Origin of the sequence: Streptococcus sp. 4886 (genome assembly GCF_013276485.1) — a bacterium.
Classification (GTDB): domain Bacteria; phylum Bacillota; class Bacilli; order Lactobacillales; family Streptococcaceae; genus Streptococcus.
In genome coordinates, this window is the sequence record NZ_VMLD01000001.1 from 16,598 (window position 1) to 31,955 (window position 15,358).

The window sequence follows — 15,358 nt, forward strand, 5'->3', positions numbered from 1 at the left end:
GGAGAAAGTTTTCAGAAAAGAGAAAGAGAACCCGAAGGCTCTCCATTCTCTTTTATTCTACTGTTTCTTCCACAGTTTCAACGGCAGTATCCACAACTACTTCTGTTGTTTCTTCATTTCCTTCTTCCTCTACTGGAGGATTAAGGTATTCTTCTTCGTTGATAGCATGTGGTTCAAGGTTACGGTAACGGGCCATACCAGTACCTGCTGGGATGATCTTACCGATGATAACATTTTCTTTAAGTCCAAGGAGATGGTCTTTCTTACCACGGATAGCCGCATCTGTAAGGACACGAGTTGTTTCCTGGAAGGAAGCCGCTGACAAGAAACTGTTGGTTTCAAGTGAGGCTTTGGTAATTCCCATAAGGACTGGGCGACCTGTCGCTGGAACACCACCTGCGATAAGAACATCTTTGTTGGCATCTGTAAAGTCGTTGATGTCCATGAGAGTACCCATGAGAAGGTCTGTATCACCTGGATCCATGACACGGACTTTACGGATCATTTGACGAACCATTACCTCGATGTGTTTGTCACCGATTTCCACCCCTTGGCTACGGTAAACTTTTTGTACTTCACCGAGAAGGTACGTTTCAACTGACAAGACATCACGAACTGCAAGGAGACGTTTTGGTTGGATAGAACCTTCTGTAAGAGCAGCACCACGCGCTACTTGGTCCCCAACTTCAACACGCATACGAGCGGTAAATGGAACAACATATTCGCCTTCACCAGTTTCACCCTTAACAAAGACTTTCTTAGTACGAGTTGAAGCGTCTTCTTCGATAGCGGTAACTTGTCCTTTAACCTCTGTGATAACCGCTTCCCCTTTAGGATTGCGGGCTTCAAAGATTTCTTGGACACGAGGAAGACCCTGAGTGATATCGGTATTTGAGGCAACCCCACCCGTGTGGAAGGTACGCATTGTAAGCTGTGTACCAGGTTCCCCGATAGATTGGGCAGCGATTGTACCAACTGCTTCACCAACTTCAACCGCATCACCAGTCGCCAAGTTGATACCGTAACAGTGACGGCAGACACCGTGACGAGTGTTACATGTAAATACAGAGCGGATAGTAACTTCTTCTACACCAGCATTGACAATTTCACGCGCCTTGTCTTCTGTAATCAACTCATTTGGACCGATAATAACTGCACCAGTTTCTGGATGTTTAACAGTTTTCTTAGTGTAACGACCATTGAGACGCTCTTCGAGAGACTCGATCATCTCTTTTCCTTCTGCGATAGAGCGGATCAAGAGACCACGGTCAGTTCCACAGTCGTCCTCACGGATGATAACGTCTTGGGCAACGTCAACCAAACGACGAGTTAAGTAACCTGAGTCGGCTGTCTTAAGGGCCGTATCGGTCATACCTTTACGGGCACCGTGAGTTGAGAAGAACATTTCCAATACCGACAAACCTTCGCGGAAGTTTGAAAGGATTGGCAATTCCATGATACGTCCGTTCGGAGCAGCCATCAGACCACGCATTCCGGCAAGCTGTGAGAAGTTTGAGATGTTACCACGGGCTCCAGAGTCCATCATCATAACGATTGGGTTCTTAGGATCTTGGTTGGCAATCAAGCGTTTCTCAAGTTTTTCACGGGCAGCACGCCATTCAGCTGTAACAGCATTGTAACGCTCGTCGTCTGTGATCATACCACGACGGAATTGTTTGGTGATTTGTTCTACACGTTTGTGTGATTCTTCAATGATTTCAGCCTTGTCATCAACGACTGGGATATCGGCAATACCCACTGTCAACCCTGCAAGAGTTGAGTGGTGGTAACCGAGGTTCTTCATGCGGTCAAGTAGGGCAGAAGTTTCTGTCGTACGGAAACGTTTGAAGATTTCAGCGATGATATTTCCAAGGTTTTTCTTCTTGAATGGAGGATTAAGTTCAAGATTGCTGATCGCTTCCTTGATGTCCCCACCTAGTGGCAAGAAGTATTTAGCTGGAACGCCTTCTGTCAAGTTGGCATTGTTTGGTTCTTGCAAGTATGGTAGACCCTCTGGCATGATGTCGTTGAAGAGAATTTTACCAACTGTTGTAAGCAAGACCTTATGTTTTTGCTCTTCTGTCCATGGTTTGTTGAGGCTGTCTGTTGCAATACCAACACGTGAGTGGAGATGAACATAACCATTGCGGTAAGCCATAACCGCTTCGTCACGGTCTTTGAAGACCATTCCTTCACCTTCACGATCAGCTTCTTCCATGGTCAAATAGTAGTTACCCAAAACCATGTCCTGAGATGGAGTAACAACTGGTTTACCATCTTTCGGGTTCAAGATATGCTCAGCAGCTAGCATGAGGATACGAGCCTCTGCTTGAGCTTCTTCTGAAAGTGGTACGTGGATGGCCATTTGGTCTCCGTCGAAGTCGGCATTGTAGGCTTCACAGACAAGCGGGTGCAAGCGAAGGGCCTTACCATCAATCAAGACTGGCTCGAAGGCTTGGATTCCCAAACGGTGAAGGGTCGGTGCGCGGTTCAAAAGCACTGGGTGTTCTTTGATTACTTCTTCAAGAATATCCCAGATACGCTCATCTCCGCGTTCCACCAAGCGTTTAGCTGCTTTAACGTTTTGCACAATATCACGGGCAACGATTTCACGCATCACGAATGGTTTAAAGAGCTCAATCGCCATTTCACGTGGCACACCACATTGGTACATCTTAAGCGTTGGACCAACGGCGATAACGGAACGTCCTGAGAAGTCAACACGTTTACCGAGCAAGTTTTGACGGAAGCGTCCTTGTTTACCTTTAAGCATGTGGCTCAATGATTTCAGTGGACGGCTACCTGGTCCTGTGATTGGACGACCACGACGACCATTGTCAATCAAAGCGTCAACCGCTTCTTGAAGCATACGCTTCTCATTTTGAACGATGATACCTGGTGCGTTCAACTCAAGCAAACGAGCCAAGCGGTTGTTACGGTTGATAACACGGCGGTAAAGGTCGTTCAAGTCAGATGAGGCAAAACGACCACCATCCAACTGCAACATTGGACGAAGATCTGGTGGAATAACTGGAAGGATGTTGAGAATCATCCATTCAGGTTTGTTGCCAGACTTGTAAAAGGCATCCAAAACATCCAAACGACGGATAGCTTTGACACGTTTTTGTCCAGTCGCTGTTTTCAACTCTTCTTTGAGTTCAGCAATTTCTTTTTCAAGATCTACTTGTTTTAAAAGGTCTTGGATAGCTTCGGCACCCATCTTGGCAACGAATGAACCATAACCATACTCACGCAAGCGCTCACGGTATTCTCGCTCTGTCATGATAGACTTGTGCTCAAGTGGTGTATCCTTGGGATCAATCACCACATAAGCCGCAAAGTAGATAACTTCCTCGAGGGCACGAGGGCTCATATCAAGGGTCAAGCCCATACGGCTTGGAATCCCCTTAAAGTACCAGATGTGAGATACAGGAGCTTTCAACTCAATGTGCCCCATACGCTCACGACGAACTTTCGTACGCGTTACTTCAACCCCACAGCGGTCACAAACAATCCCTCTATAACGAATGCGTTTGTACTTACCACAAGCACATTCCCAGTCTTTTGTAGGTCCAAAAATAACTTCATCAAAGAGACCTTCACGTTCTGGTTTCAAGGTACGGTAATTGATTGTTTCAGGTTTTTTGACTTCTCCATAAGACCATGAACGGACTTTGCTTGGAGAAGCTAGGGTGATTTGCATACTTTTAAAACGATTTACATCAACCACTATTTCTTCCCTTTCTATTCTAAGTGAACTGCTTATTCTTGTTCAGCAGCTTCTTCTGTTGCTTCCGCTTTTGTTGCTTTCTCAGCTTCTTCAGCTTCAAAGGCTGCTTTAGCCTCTTGGGCTGCTTTTTCGCGGGCTTTTTCAAGGTCATCTACGTGGATGACATCTTCGTCCATTCCTTCATCCAAGTCGCGAAGTTCCACTTCTTGGTCATCTTCGTCAAGGACACGCATATCAAGACCAAGAGATTGCAATTCTTTGACAAGAACTCGGAAGGATTCTGGAACACCTGGTTTTGGAATTGGTTTTCCTTTTGTAATAGCTTCATAAGCTTTCAAACGTCCGTTGATATCGTCAGACTTGTAAGTCAAGATTTCTTGAAGGACATTTGACGCACCGTAGGCTTCAAGAGCCCAAACCTCCATCTCACCGAAACGTTGTCCACCAAACTGAGCTTTACCTCCGAGTGGTTGTTGGGTAACGGTTGAGTAAGGTCCGACAGAACGCGCGTGCAATTTATCGTCAACCATGTGGTGGAGTTTGATCATGTACATGACTCCGACAGAAACACGGTTATCAAACGGTTCACCAGTACGTCCATCATAAAGGATCGTTTTGGCATCGCTATCCATACCTGCTTCTTTAACAGTTGACCAAAGATCTTCAGAACTTGCTCCATCAAAGACTGGTGTCGCGATGTGAATACCAAGAGTACGAGCTGCCATACCAAGGTGAAGCTCCATAACCTGACCGATATTCATACGTGATGGCACCCCAAGTGGATTCAACATGATGTCGACTGGAGTTCCGTCTGGAAGGTAAGGCATGTCTTCTACAGGAACGATACGAGAGACAACCCCTTTGTTTCCGTGACGTCCGGCCATTTTATCTCCGACCTTAATCTTACGTTTTTGAGCGATGTAAACACGAACCAACATGTTAACACCTGATTGCAACTCATCTCCATTTACACGTGTAAAGATCTTAACATCACGAACGACACCATCGGCACCGTGTGGTACACGAAGAGAAGTATCACGCACTTCACGAGACTTGTCTCCAAAGATAGCGTGCAAGAGACGTTCTTCAGCTGAAAGGTCTTTCTCACCCTTAGGTGTTACTTTACCTACAAGAATATCCCCTTCTTTAACCTCAGCACCAATACGGATAATCCCCATTTCGTCAAGGTCTTTGAGGGCATCTTCACCAACGTTTGGAATTTCGCGAGTGATTTCTTCAGGCCCAAGCTTTGTATCGCGCGTTTCTGATTCGTATTCTTCAAGGTGAACAGATGTGTAGATATCGTCCTTCACCAAGCGTTCGCTCATGATAACGGCATCCTCGAAGTTGTAACCTTCCCAAGTCATGTAGGCAACGATTGGGTTTTGTCCAAGCGCCATTTCTCCATTTTCCATAGAAGGTCCGTCAGCGATGAAATCGCCTTTTTCAACGACATCACCAACTTTTACGAGAGTGCGTTGGTTGTAAGCAGTACCTGAGTTTGAACGACGGAATTTTTGGATGTGGTAAACATCCAATGAACCATCTTCACGACGAACTTCTACCTTGTCAGCATCTGCGTAAGTAACTTTACCATCATACTGAGCAATCACAGCCGCACCAGAATCGTGGGCTGCTTGGTATTCCATACCAGTACCAACGTAAGGTGCCTGAGGATTAATCAATGGCACAGCCTGACGTTGCATATTGGCTCCCATGAGGGCACGGTTGGAGTCATCGTTTTCCAAGAAAGGAATACATGCTGTCGCAACGGCAACTACCTGTTTTGGTGAAACGTCCATGTAGTCAACAATATTAGCTGGATACTCTTGGTTGACCCCTTGGTGACGTCCCATGACAATCTTCTCAGCAAAGGTTCCATCTTCATTCAGACGAGAGTTAGCCTGAGCTACAGTATATTCATCTTCTTCATCAGCTGTCAACCAAACAATTTCGTTCGTGACAACACCTGTTTCACGGTCAACCTTACGGTATGGTGTTTGAACAAAACCATATTTGTTCAAGTGTCCGTAAGATGACAAGTTATTGATCAAACCGATGTTAGGTCCTTCAGGTGTCTCGATTGGACACATACGACCATAGTGAGTGTAGTGCACGTCACGTACTTCATATCCGGCACGGTCACGAGTCAAACCACCAGGTCCTAAGGCTGACAAACGGCGTTTGTGAGACAACTCAGAAAGTGGGTTGTGTTGGTCCATGAACTGTGACAACTGTGATGAACCAAAGAATTCTTTCACCGCAGCTGTTACAGGACGGATATTGATAATTTGTTGTGGTGTCAAGACTTCGTTATCTTGAACAGACATACGTTCACGGACATTACGTTCCATACGAGAAAGTCCAAGACGTACTTGGTTGGCAAGCAATTCACCAACCGCACGAATACGACGGTTTCCAAGGTGGTCGATATCATCTACACGGCCAAGTCCCTCAGCCAAGTTGAGGAAGTAGCTCATCTCAGCAAGGATATCAGCAGGAGTGACGATACGAACCTTGTCATCTGGATTAGCATTACCAATGATGGTTACAACACGGTCTGGATCAGTTGGTGCAACAACCTTGAATTTTTGAAGAACAACTGGCTCAGTCACAACCGCTGCATCATTCGGAATGTAAACAATCTTGTTCAAGTCACCATCCAAATGGCTTTCAATACTTTCAATCACGCTACGAGTCATGATTGTACCAGCTTCTACCAAGATTTCTCCTGTTTCAGGGTCTACCAATGGCTCAGCAATGGTTTGGTTGAGCAAACGTGTTTTAACATTGAGTTTTTTATTGATTTTGTAACGACCAACTGCTGCCAAGTCATAGCGACGTGGGTCAAAGAAGCGAGCTACAAGCAAGCTACGTGAGCTTTCAGCAGTCTTAGGCTCACCTGGACGGAGGCGTTCGTAAATTTCTTTCAAGGCTTCGTCGGTACGAGAGTCCATTGGGTTCTTGTGGATATCTTTTTCAACAGTGTTGCGAACCAATTCGCTGTCACCAAAGATATCAAAGATTTCATCATCACCTGAGAAACCAAGGGCACGAACCAAGGTCGTAAATGGAATCTTACGAGTACGGTCGATACGAGTGTAGGCGATGTCTTTTGAGTCGCTTTCAAGCTCCAACCAAGCTCCACGGTTAGGGATAACCGTTGAACCGTAGCCCACTTTACCGTTTTTATCAACTTTATCATTAAAGTAAACACCTGGTGAGCGAACCAACTGAGATACGATAATACGTTCACCACCATTGATAATGAAGGTACCCATTTCTGTCATGATTGGGAAATCACCAAAGAAAACTTCTTGAGTTTTGATTTCGCCTGTTTCTTTATTGATCAAGCGGAAGGTTACAAAAATTGGTGCTGAGTAGCTAGCATCGTGTATACGAGCTTCTTCTAGCGTGTATTTTGGTTCCTTGATTTCATATCCAACAAATTCCAACTCCATTGTGTCTGTGAAGTTTGAAATTGGCAATACATCTTCAAACACTTCCTTAAGACCATGGTCTAGGAAATCTTTGAATGAGTCAGTTTGAATTTCAATCAAATTTGGTAAGTCAAGAACTTCTTTGATTCTTGAAAAACTACGACGGGTACGATGTTTCCCGTATTGAACGTCATGTCCTGCCAAGATGATTCTCCTTTGTAAATAAGTTCCAAGCCTATCAATCAGGCTTTTCTAATCGTCATATGGTTGTAAAACCCCTATCACCGTGTCCTCTTGACGAATTTTCAGAATCTTTAAGTCTGTGTTACAAATACTCGAAATCCTGAAAAAAAGCACAAAAAGAGCAGCTAAATCTGACTTTTTCAGAAGATTTAACTGCTGTGAGCCTTGTCTGGACAATATTTCAGACAAAACCTACGACAAATGATTATTTACATTATACCCTATTTAGCTAGATTTTTCAAGGGGATTCAGTAGATTTTTGGTAATCTTTTTCCCATAGAAAACTTAGCATCACATTCGAATCACACTATAGTACAAAAAACTGAAAAAGCTATTGACTGAAAATCATTTTCAAGGTATAATAAGAAACGTTAAGGCGGTATAGCCAAGTGGTAAGGCACGGCTCTGCAAAAGCTTGATCGTCGGTTCAAATCCGTCTACCGCCTTCTATAACTTGATTTATCAGGTTTCAAATGAACAGAAAGCCCAATTTGAAGGGCTTTTTTTATTTTTTCTTCTGATAAATACGGATAGTTTTGGGGCAAGTTTGGGGCTGAGTTTTCCCAGAATACGACTTCCCTATGAATTAACCGAAATAGACTCCAGTCTCTCGTGCTCTTTGCTATAAAGTCATTAAAGAACCTTTGAAACTGAAAAAAGCTTCGTCACGCCTGGTGACAAAAGCCTCTAGTTTACTCTGTTTCTTCTTCTATTTCGACTTCTGTAATTTGGACTTTTACCTTGGTAACACGTCCATTTTTCACCTTATCATTGGTTAGGATAAGCTGTTTGTTTTGGCTGACTAATTCATAACTGAGTTTTTCAGTCGTTGGAATGGTTCCAATTCCTGTCAAATAATAACCAGCGATGGTATCAACGTCATCACTTTCCAGTTCAACATCAAAGTAATTATTGAAATCATTGAGGGTCATAGTTCCTTGAACAATGTAGGTATCCTCACCAATCTGATGAACATCTATTGCTGCCTTGTCCGTTTCATCATCAATTTCACCAACAATTTCCTCTAAAAGGTCTTCCAAGGTCACCAAACCAGCCATACCACCGTATTCATCCAGCAAGATTGCCATTTGTCTTTGGGTATTTCGCAATTCTTTTAGCAAGTCATCCACAAAAATAGTTTCAGGTACAAAAAGTGGATCTTGTAAGATTTTCTTCCAAACAATATTATCAAAACCGTCCACAAAACCAGCCTTAAGGAGACTCTTGGTGTGAATGATTCCAATCACATTGTCCTTATCCCCATCGTAAACTGGTATACGGGAAAAGTTTTGTTTTAAAATACTTTGGATAATGGCTTGACTATCATCCTGAATATCCACCATAAAGGCATCCGTTCGAGGAACCATAACCTCTCGTGCCATCAGTTCATCGAGCGAAAAGACACCTTGTAGCATCTCAATCTCATCAGCATCCAACGTTTCTTCACTATTTGTCAGCATATAGGCAATTTCATCACGGGTCATCTTTTCATCTGCATCATCGAATGACATAGGAGTCAAACGGCTCAAGAAATTGGTCGAAGCAGCTAAAAGCCAAACAAAAGGACTGACTAGTTTTCCGATCCCAATGATAACCGGCGCTGTACGAATGGCCAAGGCATCCTTTAGATTAAGAGCGATTCTCTTAGGATATAATTCCCCAAAAACGATGGAAATATAGGTCAAAAATGCCAAGGATAGAAAAGTTGCCACGGCTTGTGCTGTTTCGCCATTCCCAAGCCAAGAGGCAATCACACGTCCTAGAGTATCAGCTAAACTCGCCCCTGATAAGATTGTAATCAGGGTGATTCCTACCTGAATGGTTGATAAAAAGTGGTTAGGATTTTCTAGTACCTTCAGCAGGCGGATGTAGCGTCTGTCTCCTTCTTCCGCCTTTTGTTCAACTCGGGCACGATTAAGAGAAACCATGGCCATTTCTGTGGCTGAGAAAAAGGCATTTAATACCGTCAAGATAAACAATAAAACAAATTGTAGCAACAAATTCTGACTACTTGGGTCTTCCATAGTTCTTCTCCTAAAATAGTATCTTGTCACTTATTATATCACAAAAATTAACTCAGTACATATTATTTTTTCTCAGTGTCTATTCTAGTTCTACTTAAATTGTCCAAAAAAGAACTCCTATATCCATAAGTGACATAGGAGTTTATCTTATCTTTTACTGAGTTACCGTTACTTCTCCAGTTCGGTAATCCAGTTGAAGTCCCTTTTGGACATTGGGAACTAGAACATTGAATTCCAATTCTCCGTCTGAAGACTTGGCTTCAATCTGTGAAGCTGAAGGAACTAAATCCTCGTTTGAAGCGTAATAAAGGGTTACACGGTAACGGACACGCTTGTTTTGGTCCAAGGCTTTACGCACCTTGCTTTCATAGTAGTTTTGACCAGTCGAATCCTCGGCTTGCGCCTGATTTGCCCAGGCTGTTTGAACAGCAATGTTTTTGGGATTGCTTGTTGAGGCATCAAAACCATCCAAGCCACCGATTAAGGCATAGCCTAACAAGTGCCCTCTATCAACGGCATGGGTATAAGAGCCCTTTAGATTCTTAACCTGATGCCAACCTGGAGGAGTCCAAGAAGTTGAACCATTCCCAGTTTCTTCACGATTCTTGTACTGGCGAGTGGCCTTAGACAAGAGGGCATTAGCCACGGTTGGAACAGTTTCCTTGCCCACTGTCTTTGTTTTATTATCAGCGTAGGGCTTACTTGAAACCTTGGCATTTAGGTTTGTTTTATTACCATTGACGATAAAAGCACCAGCCCCGTTCCACTCCAGACTCCCTTTTATTTGGCTTTTGACTGCATCTGTTAAGACACTTTCCGCCAATTCTTGACCAGGCGCGTCTGGTGATTGACTTTTCTGACTTATTTTTGTCTTAGCAGCCTGATTGCCTAGTTCATTCTGCTTAATATAATAGCTCCCCGCAGATAAGAGCAATAACACTAGCAAGCCAATCAGTGTCTGTCTTGTTTTTTTGTTCATATTTCTCCTTATCTTTAGAAAAAGGCTGGTCTCCCAGCCTAATTTCCTGTAAATTTATGAATCAATTCCTGCCATTTTGCTGGAGACAAGATAGCCCATGGATCTTGACCCTTGCCCAAGATTCCATAGCCGACCATTAAGCCGATTCCTAGGGCTAGAAGCCCTAAAATCAGTACCAAAATAACTAAAAGTAAACGCTTGATTACGTAGCTTGATTTCTTATTCTTCTTCATCACTTGCCTCAATCCGCTGAATCTTAGCACCTAGCTGCTCCAACTTCTCATGGAATCGGTAGTAACCTCTATCCAAGTGAACCAATTTACCGACCACAGTTTCTCCCTGTGCTACCAAACCTGTCAAAATCAAGGCTGCACTGGCACGAAGGTCAGTTGAAAGAACTTCTGCTCCCTGCAAAGCCTGTCCACCAACAATACGAGCTGTATCACGGATAATTTCCGAGTGCAAGCCCATGCGTCGCATTTCTTCTAGGTGTTGGAAACGATTTTCGAAAACTGTCTCCACCATGGTTGATTCGCCTTTTGCGACTGTCATCAAGGCTGTAAATTGAGCCTGCATATCTGTTGGAAATCCTGGGTGGGGCAAGGTTTTTACATGAACAGCTTTTAGATTTTCTAGTTGAGAACGAACACGAATTCCTTCAGTCTCCTCTGTCACTTCCACTCCCATTTCAAGCAATTTGGCAATCAAGGGACGGTTGTGCTCCCAAACAGCGTCTCGAATCAAGACATCACCACCAGTCATGGCAGCAGCTACCATAAAGGTTCCTGCTTCGATACGGTCTTGGACTACATTGTGAGTCGTACCATGAAGTTTCTCAACACCAGTAATGGTAATAGTCTCTGTACCAGCCCCTTTGACCTTGGCTCCCATTTCATTGAGGAGAATGGCTAGGTCGACAATCTCAGGCTCACGCGCAGCATTTTCAATCACTGTGACCCCATCAGCCAGAGTCGCTGCCATCATCAAGTTCTGCGTAGCACCAACACTTGGAAAGTCCATATAGATATGGGCACCATGTAAGCGATCAGCCTTGGCTTCGATATAACCAGCAGTCTGGCTAATCTTAGCCCCCATAGCTTCCAGACCTTTCAAATGAAGATCGATAGGGCGACTACCAATCGTACAACCACCTGGCATGGATACTTTGGCATGACCTACACGGGCAAGGATTGGCCCTAATACAACGATGGAGGCGCGCATCTTGCTGACATACTTATAAGGGGCTTCCTCAGTGATGTCGCCAGTAGCATCCACCTCAACAAGATGGGCTTCCTCATCAAAGTCAACCTTGGCATTCAAACCACCAACTACCTGATTCATAATAAAGACATCCGACAAGATCGGTACATTCTGTAAGACTGTCTTTCCTTCACTTGCTAGAATAGTCGCTGCCAACAAGGGCAAGACTGCATTCTTTGCTCCTTCGATGGTTACACTTCCTACCAGACGATTATCGCCACCTTGAACCACAATTTTGTCCATACTCGTTTCCTTTACATTTGATTTTATAATAATCCTCTAAGCGCTTCTTGCCACAACTGATATAGGCCGATAAAGAAAGAACTCATGATATAGCCCATGACAATGCTGAAAAAGGCTACTAGTAAACGAACTTTTCCTGTATTCTCAGTTGTCACTTTTAAAACCTTTTCCCATCTAACAAGATTCTTTAAAAGGTAAAAACTCACATAAATAAAGAGCATGTGACTGCTTAGAGTGAATAATAATTGAACCATTTGACTATTATACCATCTTCTCTGTTTGTGCGCTAGTTTGGAAACTTCACTTAAAAACTAGGGATTGTTTTTCAAGTAATCAATTGCATCTTGTAGGGTTTTAACAGGCACGATTTTCATATCTGTCTTGATTGTTTTGGCTGCTTCTAGGGCTGTTTGGTAGTTGTTTTTTGCATCCGGGTGTGCTTTTTGTTCTTCTTCGCTAACAGGGTTATCAGGGGCAAAGAAAATAGCGGCACCTGCTCTAGCCGAAGCTACAACTTTCTTGTCAATACCACCAATATCCCCCACATTGCCATCGCGGTCAATGGTACCTGTACCGGCAACAATACGACCATTACGAAGACCTGGGTGAGCTATTTGAGTATAGATAGCTAGACTAAACATGAGGCCAGCACTTGGACCGCCAATACCAGCTGTTGAAAAACTAATTGGGACATTGCTGATTACCTCTGTACGATCAATCAAGCCGATTCCAATCCCATTTTTTCCATTTTCCAAGCTGATAATCTTTCCTTCTGCAGACTTGGTTTGCCCATCCTCTTCATAGGTGACCTTGACGGAGTCCCCTAATTTTTGAGAACTGACGTAATCAATCAAGTCTTTAGAACTATCAAAGGTCTGATCATTGACTGCTGTGACCGTATCAGAGATATTGAGAATCCCTTTAAAGGTTGAATTATCCGTCACATTCAAGACATAAACCCCAAAATACTTGAGTTCGATATCCTTACCAGCTGTTTTTAGACCTTGATACTTGGCCATATTTTGCGATGTTTGCATGTAGAATTGATTGATCCGCATAAATTCAACATCGGAAGTTCCACCTGTGGTCTCCTGGGCACTACGAATATCTGTAAAAGGCGTCAACCAAGCATAAACCATATGGGCTAAAGTGGCATGCTGGACACCAACCGTAACAAAGTGATAGGCACCAGCCGCCTGATCTTCTGTGTCATTTACTTTAAGGACTTGGCGAATATCTTCCGAACCACCTGGAACCTCTATATAGTAGGGCAAAGGCACTACAAATGCCAAGAAGGTCACAATCAAGGCCGCAATGACATATAAGGGCCATCTAATCTTTTTTTTCATTTCTTATTTCCTCCAAAATACTCTCAGGAACATAGCAAGCAACATCCTGACCAAACTTCAATAGCTCTCTAACACCTGATGAACTGAGATAGAGATGTTCAGGTCGGCTATGTAAATAAATAGTCTCTATATCAGGAGACAGCTGATGGTTGTAGTAATCAAAACTGGCTTCATATTGCAAATCCGACGCATTCCTCAAACCTCTCACTAGGCAAGTAGCCCCCAGTCTTTTCGCAACATCAACCACCAATTCATCATGAGAAGACACAACTTCAACATTTTCCAAATGTTTCAAAGCTGTTTCTAGCCCTCGTTTACGATTTTCGATAGGGAGAAATCCTTGTTTGTGGGGATTAAAAAAAATACCCACATAGAGCTTATCAAAGAGTTTGCTAGCCCGTTCAATCATATCCAGATGCCCATTTGTCATCGGATCAAATGAGCCTGTGAATAAGCCAATCTTATCTGACATAAACTGTCACCTTACTGATTCCATAAATTTTTTCCTTCCAGATGCCCAGGCAGGCAATTTCTTCTGGAAGCTCAACGGCCTTATCCGTCTCACACACAACCATGACAGCTTCAGAAAAAAGCGCTCTCTCAGCCATTTTTTCAATGTCTGCTACGATTTGTTCCTTAGCATAAGGAGGGTCTAAGAAAATGAGGTCGAATTCCCCAGATAGCTGTTCCAATGCTCTTTCTGCATCCATCTTGAGGAGTTGAAATTTTCCAACTTCCTTGGTCATCTGGATATTTTCAGCTACGATGGTCTGAGCCTTACGGTCTCGCTCCACCAAAACAGCACTGGACATGCCACGCGATACTGCTTCGATAGATAAACCACCACTACCTGCATAAAGGTCCAAGACTCGTCCCCCTTCGAAGTAGGGACCAATCATGTTAAAAATGGCGCCCCTAACCTTATCTGAAGTAGGCCTTGTCGTCTTGCCCTCTAGTGTCTTGAGGGGACGTCCCCCATAGATTCCTGATACGATTTTCATACTGTTTATTATACCAAATTATAGACAAAAAGAGAAAGAAAACCGAACCTTGCGGTTCGATTCTCTACAAAATATTTTCGTAAGTATCGCGGACTTCTTGAGGCCAAACACTTGTTTGCACTTCTCCGATGTGTCTCTTGCGAAGTAGGAACATGGCCATACGAGATTGTCCAATTCCTCCACCGATTGTCAATGGGAATAGGCCGTTCAACAAAGCCTTGTGCCATTCCAATTCCAAGCGGTCTTCATCACCTGTGATGGCAACCTGACGGCGAAGGGTTTCTTCATCTACACGAATCCCCATAGAAGACAACTCAAAGGCTCCACCCAGAGATTCATTCCAGACAAGAATATCACCATTTAGACCCTTGTAGCCATTTTCAGACTCGCTTGTCCAGTCATCATAGTCTGGTGCACGTCCATCGTGCGGTTTACCATCTGGCAACTCGCCACCGATACCAATCAAAAAGACGGCTCCAAATTCTTTACAAATCGCATTTTCACGTTCTTTCGGTGTCAAGTCTGGGTAGCGTTCTACCAATTCTTCTGTATGAATAAAGGTGATTTGTTTTGGCAAGATAGACTCGATGTCATAACGGGCTTCAACAGCTAGCTCAGTCAGGCGAATAGCCTTGTAAATCTTCTCAACTGTTTCTTTTAGGTAGGCAATGTTTCGTTGTCCATTTGGGAGAACCTTCTCCCAGTCCCACTGGTCAACATAAACAGAGTGGGTTGCATCCAAGGAATCCTCATCTGGACGAAGGGCTTTCATGTGGACAAAGAGACCCTCTCCTTCACCAAAGCCAAAACGAGCCAAGGTGTGGCGTTTCCATTTAGCAAGGGAGTGCACCACTTCATAAGTAGCATCAGGGATTTGGAAAACCTTGACCGATACGGCATTCTCCACACCTGATAAGTTGTCCTGCATCCCATCACCGACCCTACTCAAGATAGGACCTTGAACTTCGACAACTTCTAACTTATCTTTCAAATACTGGGTAAAAGTATTTTTGACAAAGGAAATTTCTTCTTGTTGGTGAATAAAACTTTTCTTCATAGGCTACTCCTCAAAAATTAGTTAAAAACATT

General features: G+C 43.6%; 11 protein-coding genes and 1 tRNA gene. 1 reads left to right on the forward strand and 11 read right to left on the reverse strand.

Translation table 11 applies throughout. The annotated features are described in order from the left end of the window. Positions 1-52 precede the first annotated feature (52 nt). Both rpoC and rpoB read right to left on the reverse strand, forming a co-directional pair. Positions 53-3,730, reverse strand: coding sequence for a DNA-directed RNA polymerase subunit beta' (rpoC, locus tag HT679_RS00085; RefSeq protein ID WP_173212194.1), 3,678 nt, complete (start codon positions 3,728-3,730; stop codon positions 53-55). Positions 3,731-3,762: 32 nt separating this feature from the next. Further along, a complete protein-coding gene (gene rpoB / locus HT679_RS00090) occupies positions 3,763-7,374 on the reverse strand; it encodes a DNA-directed RNA polymerase subunit beta (protein ID WP_173212196.1) in 3,612 nt (1,203 codons plus the stop codon). 414 nt (positions 7,375-7,788) lie between these two features. On the opposite strand from rpoB, the gene HT679_RS00095 reads away from it, so the two are divergent. After that, positions 7,789-7,859 (forward strand) — tRNA-Cys (locus tag HT679_RS00095). Between the two features lie 246 nt (positions 7,860-8,105). On the opposite strand, the gene HT679_RS00100 is transcribed toward HT679_RS00095, so the two are convergent. The 9 genes from HT679_RS00100 to asnA all read right to left on the reverse strand — a co-directional run bounded on the left by HT679_RS00100 (position 8,106) and on the right by asnA (position 15,326). Beyond that, positions 8,106-9,437 (reverse strand): hemolysin family protein, encoded by a 1,332-nt coding sequence (locus HT679_RS00100; RefSeq protein WP_173212199.1) that lies wholly within the window; start codon positions 9,435-9,437, stop codon positions 8,106-8,108. 154 nt (positions 9,438-9,591) lie between these two features. Further along, entirely contained in the window at positions 9,592-10,416 is an 825-nt protein-coding gene (locus tag HT679_RS00105; protein ID WP_173212200.1) for a DNA/RNA non-specific endonuclease, read from the reverse strand. Between the two features lie 38 nt (positions 10,417-10,454). Then, positions 10,455-10,649 carry a DNA-directed RNA polymerase subunit beta gene (locus HT679_RS00110; RefSeq protein ID WP_050236587.1) on the reverse strand — a complete coding sequence of 65 codons (195 nt, stop codon included), beginning with the start codon at positions 10,647-10,649 and terminating at the stop codon, positions 10,455-10,457. Further along, a complete protein-coding gene (gene murA, locus HT679_RS00115) occupies positions 10,636-11,919 on the reverse strand; it encodes a UDP-N-acetylglucosamine 1-carboxyvinyltransferase (protein ID WP_173212201.1) in 1,284 nt (427 codons plus the stop codon). The genes HT679_RS00110 and murA overlap by 14 nt, the downstream gene beginning before the upstream one ends. Before the next feature lie 23 nt (positions 11,920-11,942). Further along, positions 11,943-12,173, reverse strand: coding sequence for a DUF1146 family protein (locus HT679_RS00120; RefSeq protein WP_078156193.1), 231 nt, complete (start codon positions 12,171-12,173; stop codon positions 11,943-11,945). A gap of 57 nt (positions 12,174-12,230) precedes the next feature. Next, complete coding sequence (locus HT679_RS00125) at positions 12,231-13,268, reverse strand: SepM family pheromone-processing serine protease (RefSeq protein ID WP_057488226.1); 1,038 nt, start codon at positions 13,266-13,268, stop codon at positions 12,231-12,233. After that, positions 13,252-13,740, reverse strand: a complete 489-nt coding sequence (gene coaD / locus HT679_RS00130) for a pantetheine-phosphate adenylyltransferase (RefSeq protein ID WP_173212202.1) — start codon at positions 13,738-13,740, stop codon at positions 13,252-13,254. The genes HT679_RS00125 and coaD overlap by 17 nt, the downstream gene beginning before the upstream one ends. Next, a complete protein-coding gene (rsmD, locus tag HT679_RS00135; RefSeq protein WP_173212203.1) occupies positions 13,730-14,269 on the reverse strand; it encodes a 16S rRNA (guanine(966)-N(2))-methyltransferase RsmD in 540 nt (179 codons plus the stop codon). The genes coaD and rsmD overlap by 11 nt, the downstream gene beginning before the upstream one ends. A 64-nt stretch (positions 14,270-14,333) precedes the next feature. Continuing rightward, on the reverse strand, positions 14,334-15,326 hold the full coding sequence (gene asnA / locus HT679_RS00140) for an aspartate--ammonia ligase (protein WP_172933819.1): 993 nt from the start codon (positions 15,324-15,326) through the stop codon (positions 14,334-14,336). Positions 15,327-15,358: the final 32 nt, after the last annotated feature.

Excerpts from the sequence above, each read along its gene's own strand:
- asnA (WP_172933819.1), bottom strand. The coding sequence starts at position 15,326 with ATGAAGAAAAGTTTTATTCACCAACAAGAAGAAATTTCCTTTGTCAAA.
- HT679_RS00110 (WP_050236587.1), bottom strand. The coding sequence starts at position 10,649 with ATGAAGAAGAATAAGAAATCAAGCTACGTAATCAAGCGTTTACTTTTA.
- coaD (WP_173212202.1), bottom strand. The coding sequence starts at position 13,740 with ATGTCAGATAAGATTGGCTTATTCACAGGCTCATTTGATCCGATGACA.
- murA (WP_173212201.1), bottom strand. The coding sequence starts at position 11,919 with ATGGACAAAATTGTGGTTCAAGGTGGCGATAATCGTCTGGTAGGAAGT.
- HT679_RS00125 (WP_057488226.1), bottom strand. The coding sequence starts at position 13,268 with ATGAAAAAAAAGATTAGATGGCCCTTATATGTCATTGCGGCCTTGATT.
- HT679_RS00105 (WP_173212200.1), bottom strand. The coding sequence starts at position 10,416 with ATGAACAAAAAAACAAGACAGACACTGATTGGCTTGCTAGTGTTATTG.
- HT679_RS00120 (WP_078156193.1), bottom strand. The coding sequence starts at position 12,173 with ATGGTTCAATTATTATTCACTCTAAGCAGTCACATGCTCTTTATTTAT.
- rsmD (WP_173212203.1), bottom strand. The coding sequence starts at position 14,269 with ATGAAAATCGTATCAGGAATCTATGGGGGACGTCCCCTCAAGACACTA.
- HT679_RS00100 (WP_173212199.1), bottom strand. The coding sequence starts at position 9,437 with ATGGAAGACCCAAGTAGTCAGAATTTGTTGCTACAATTTGTTTTATTG.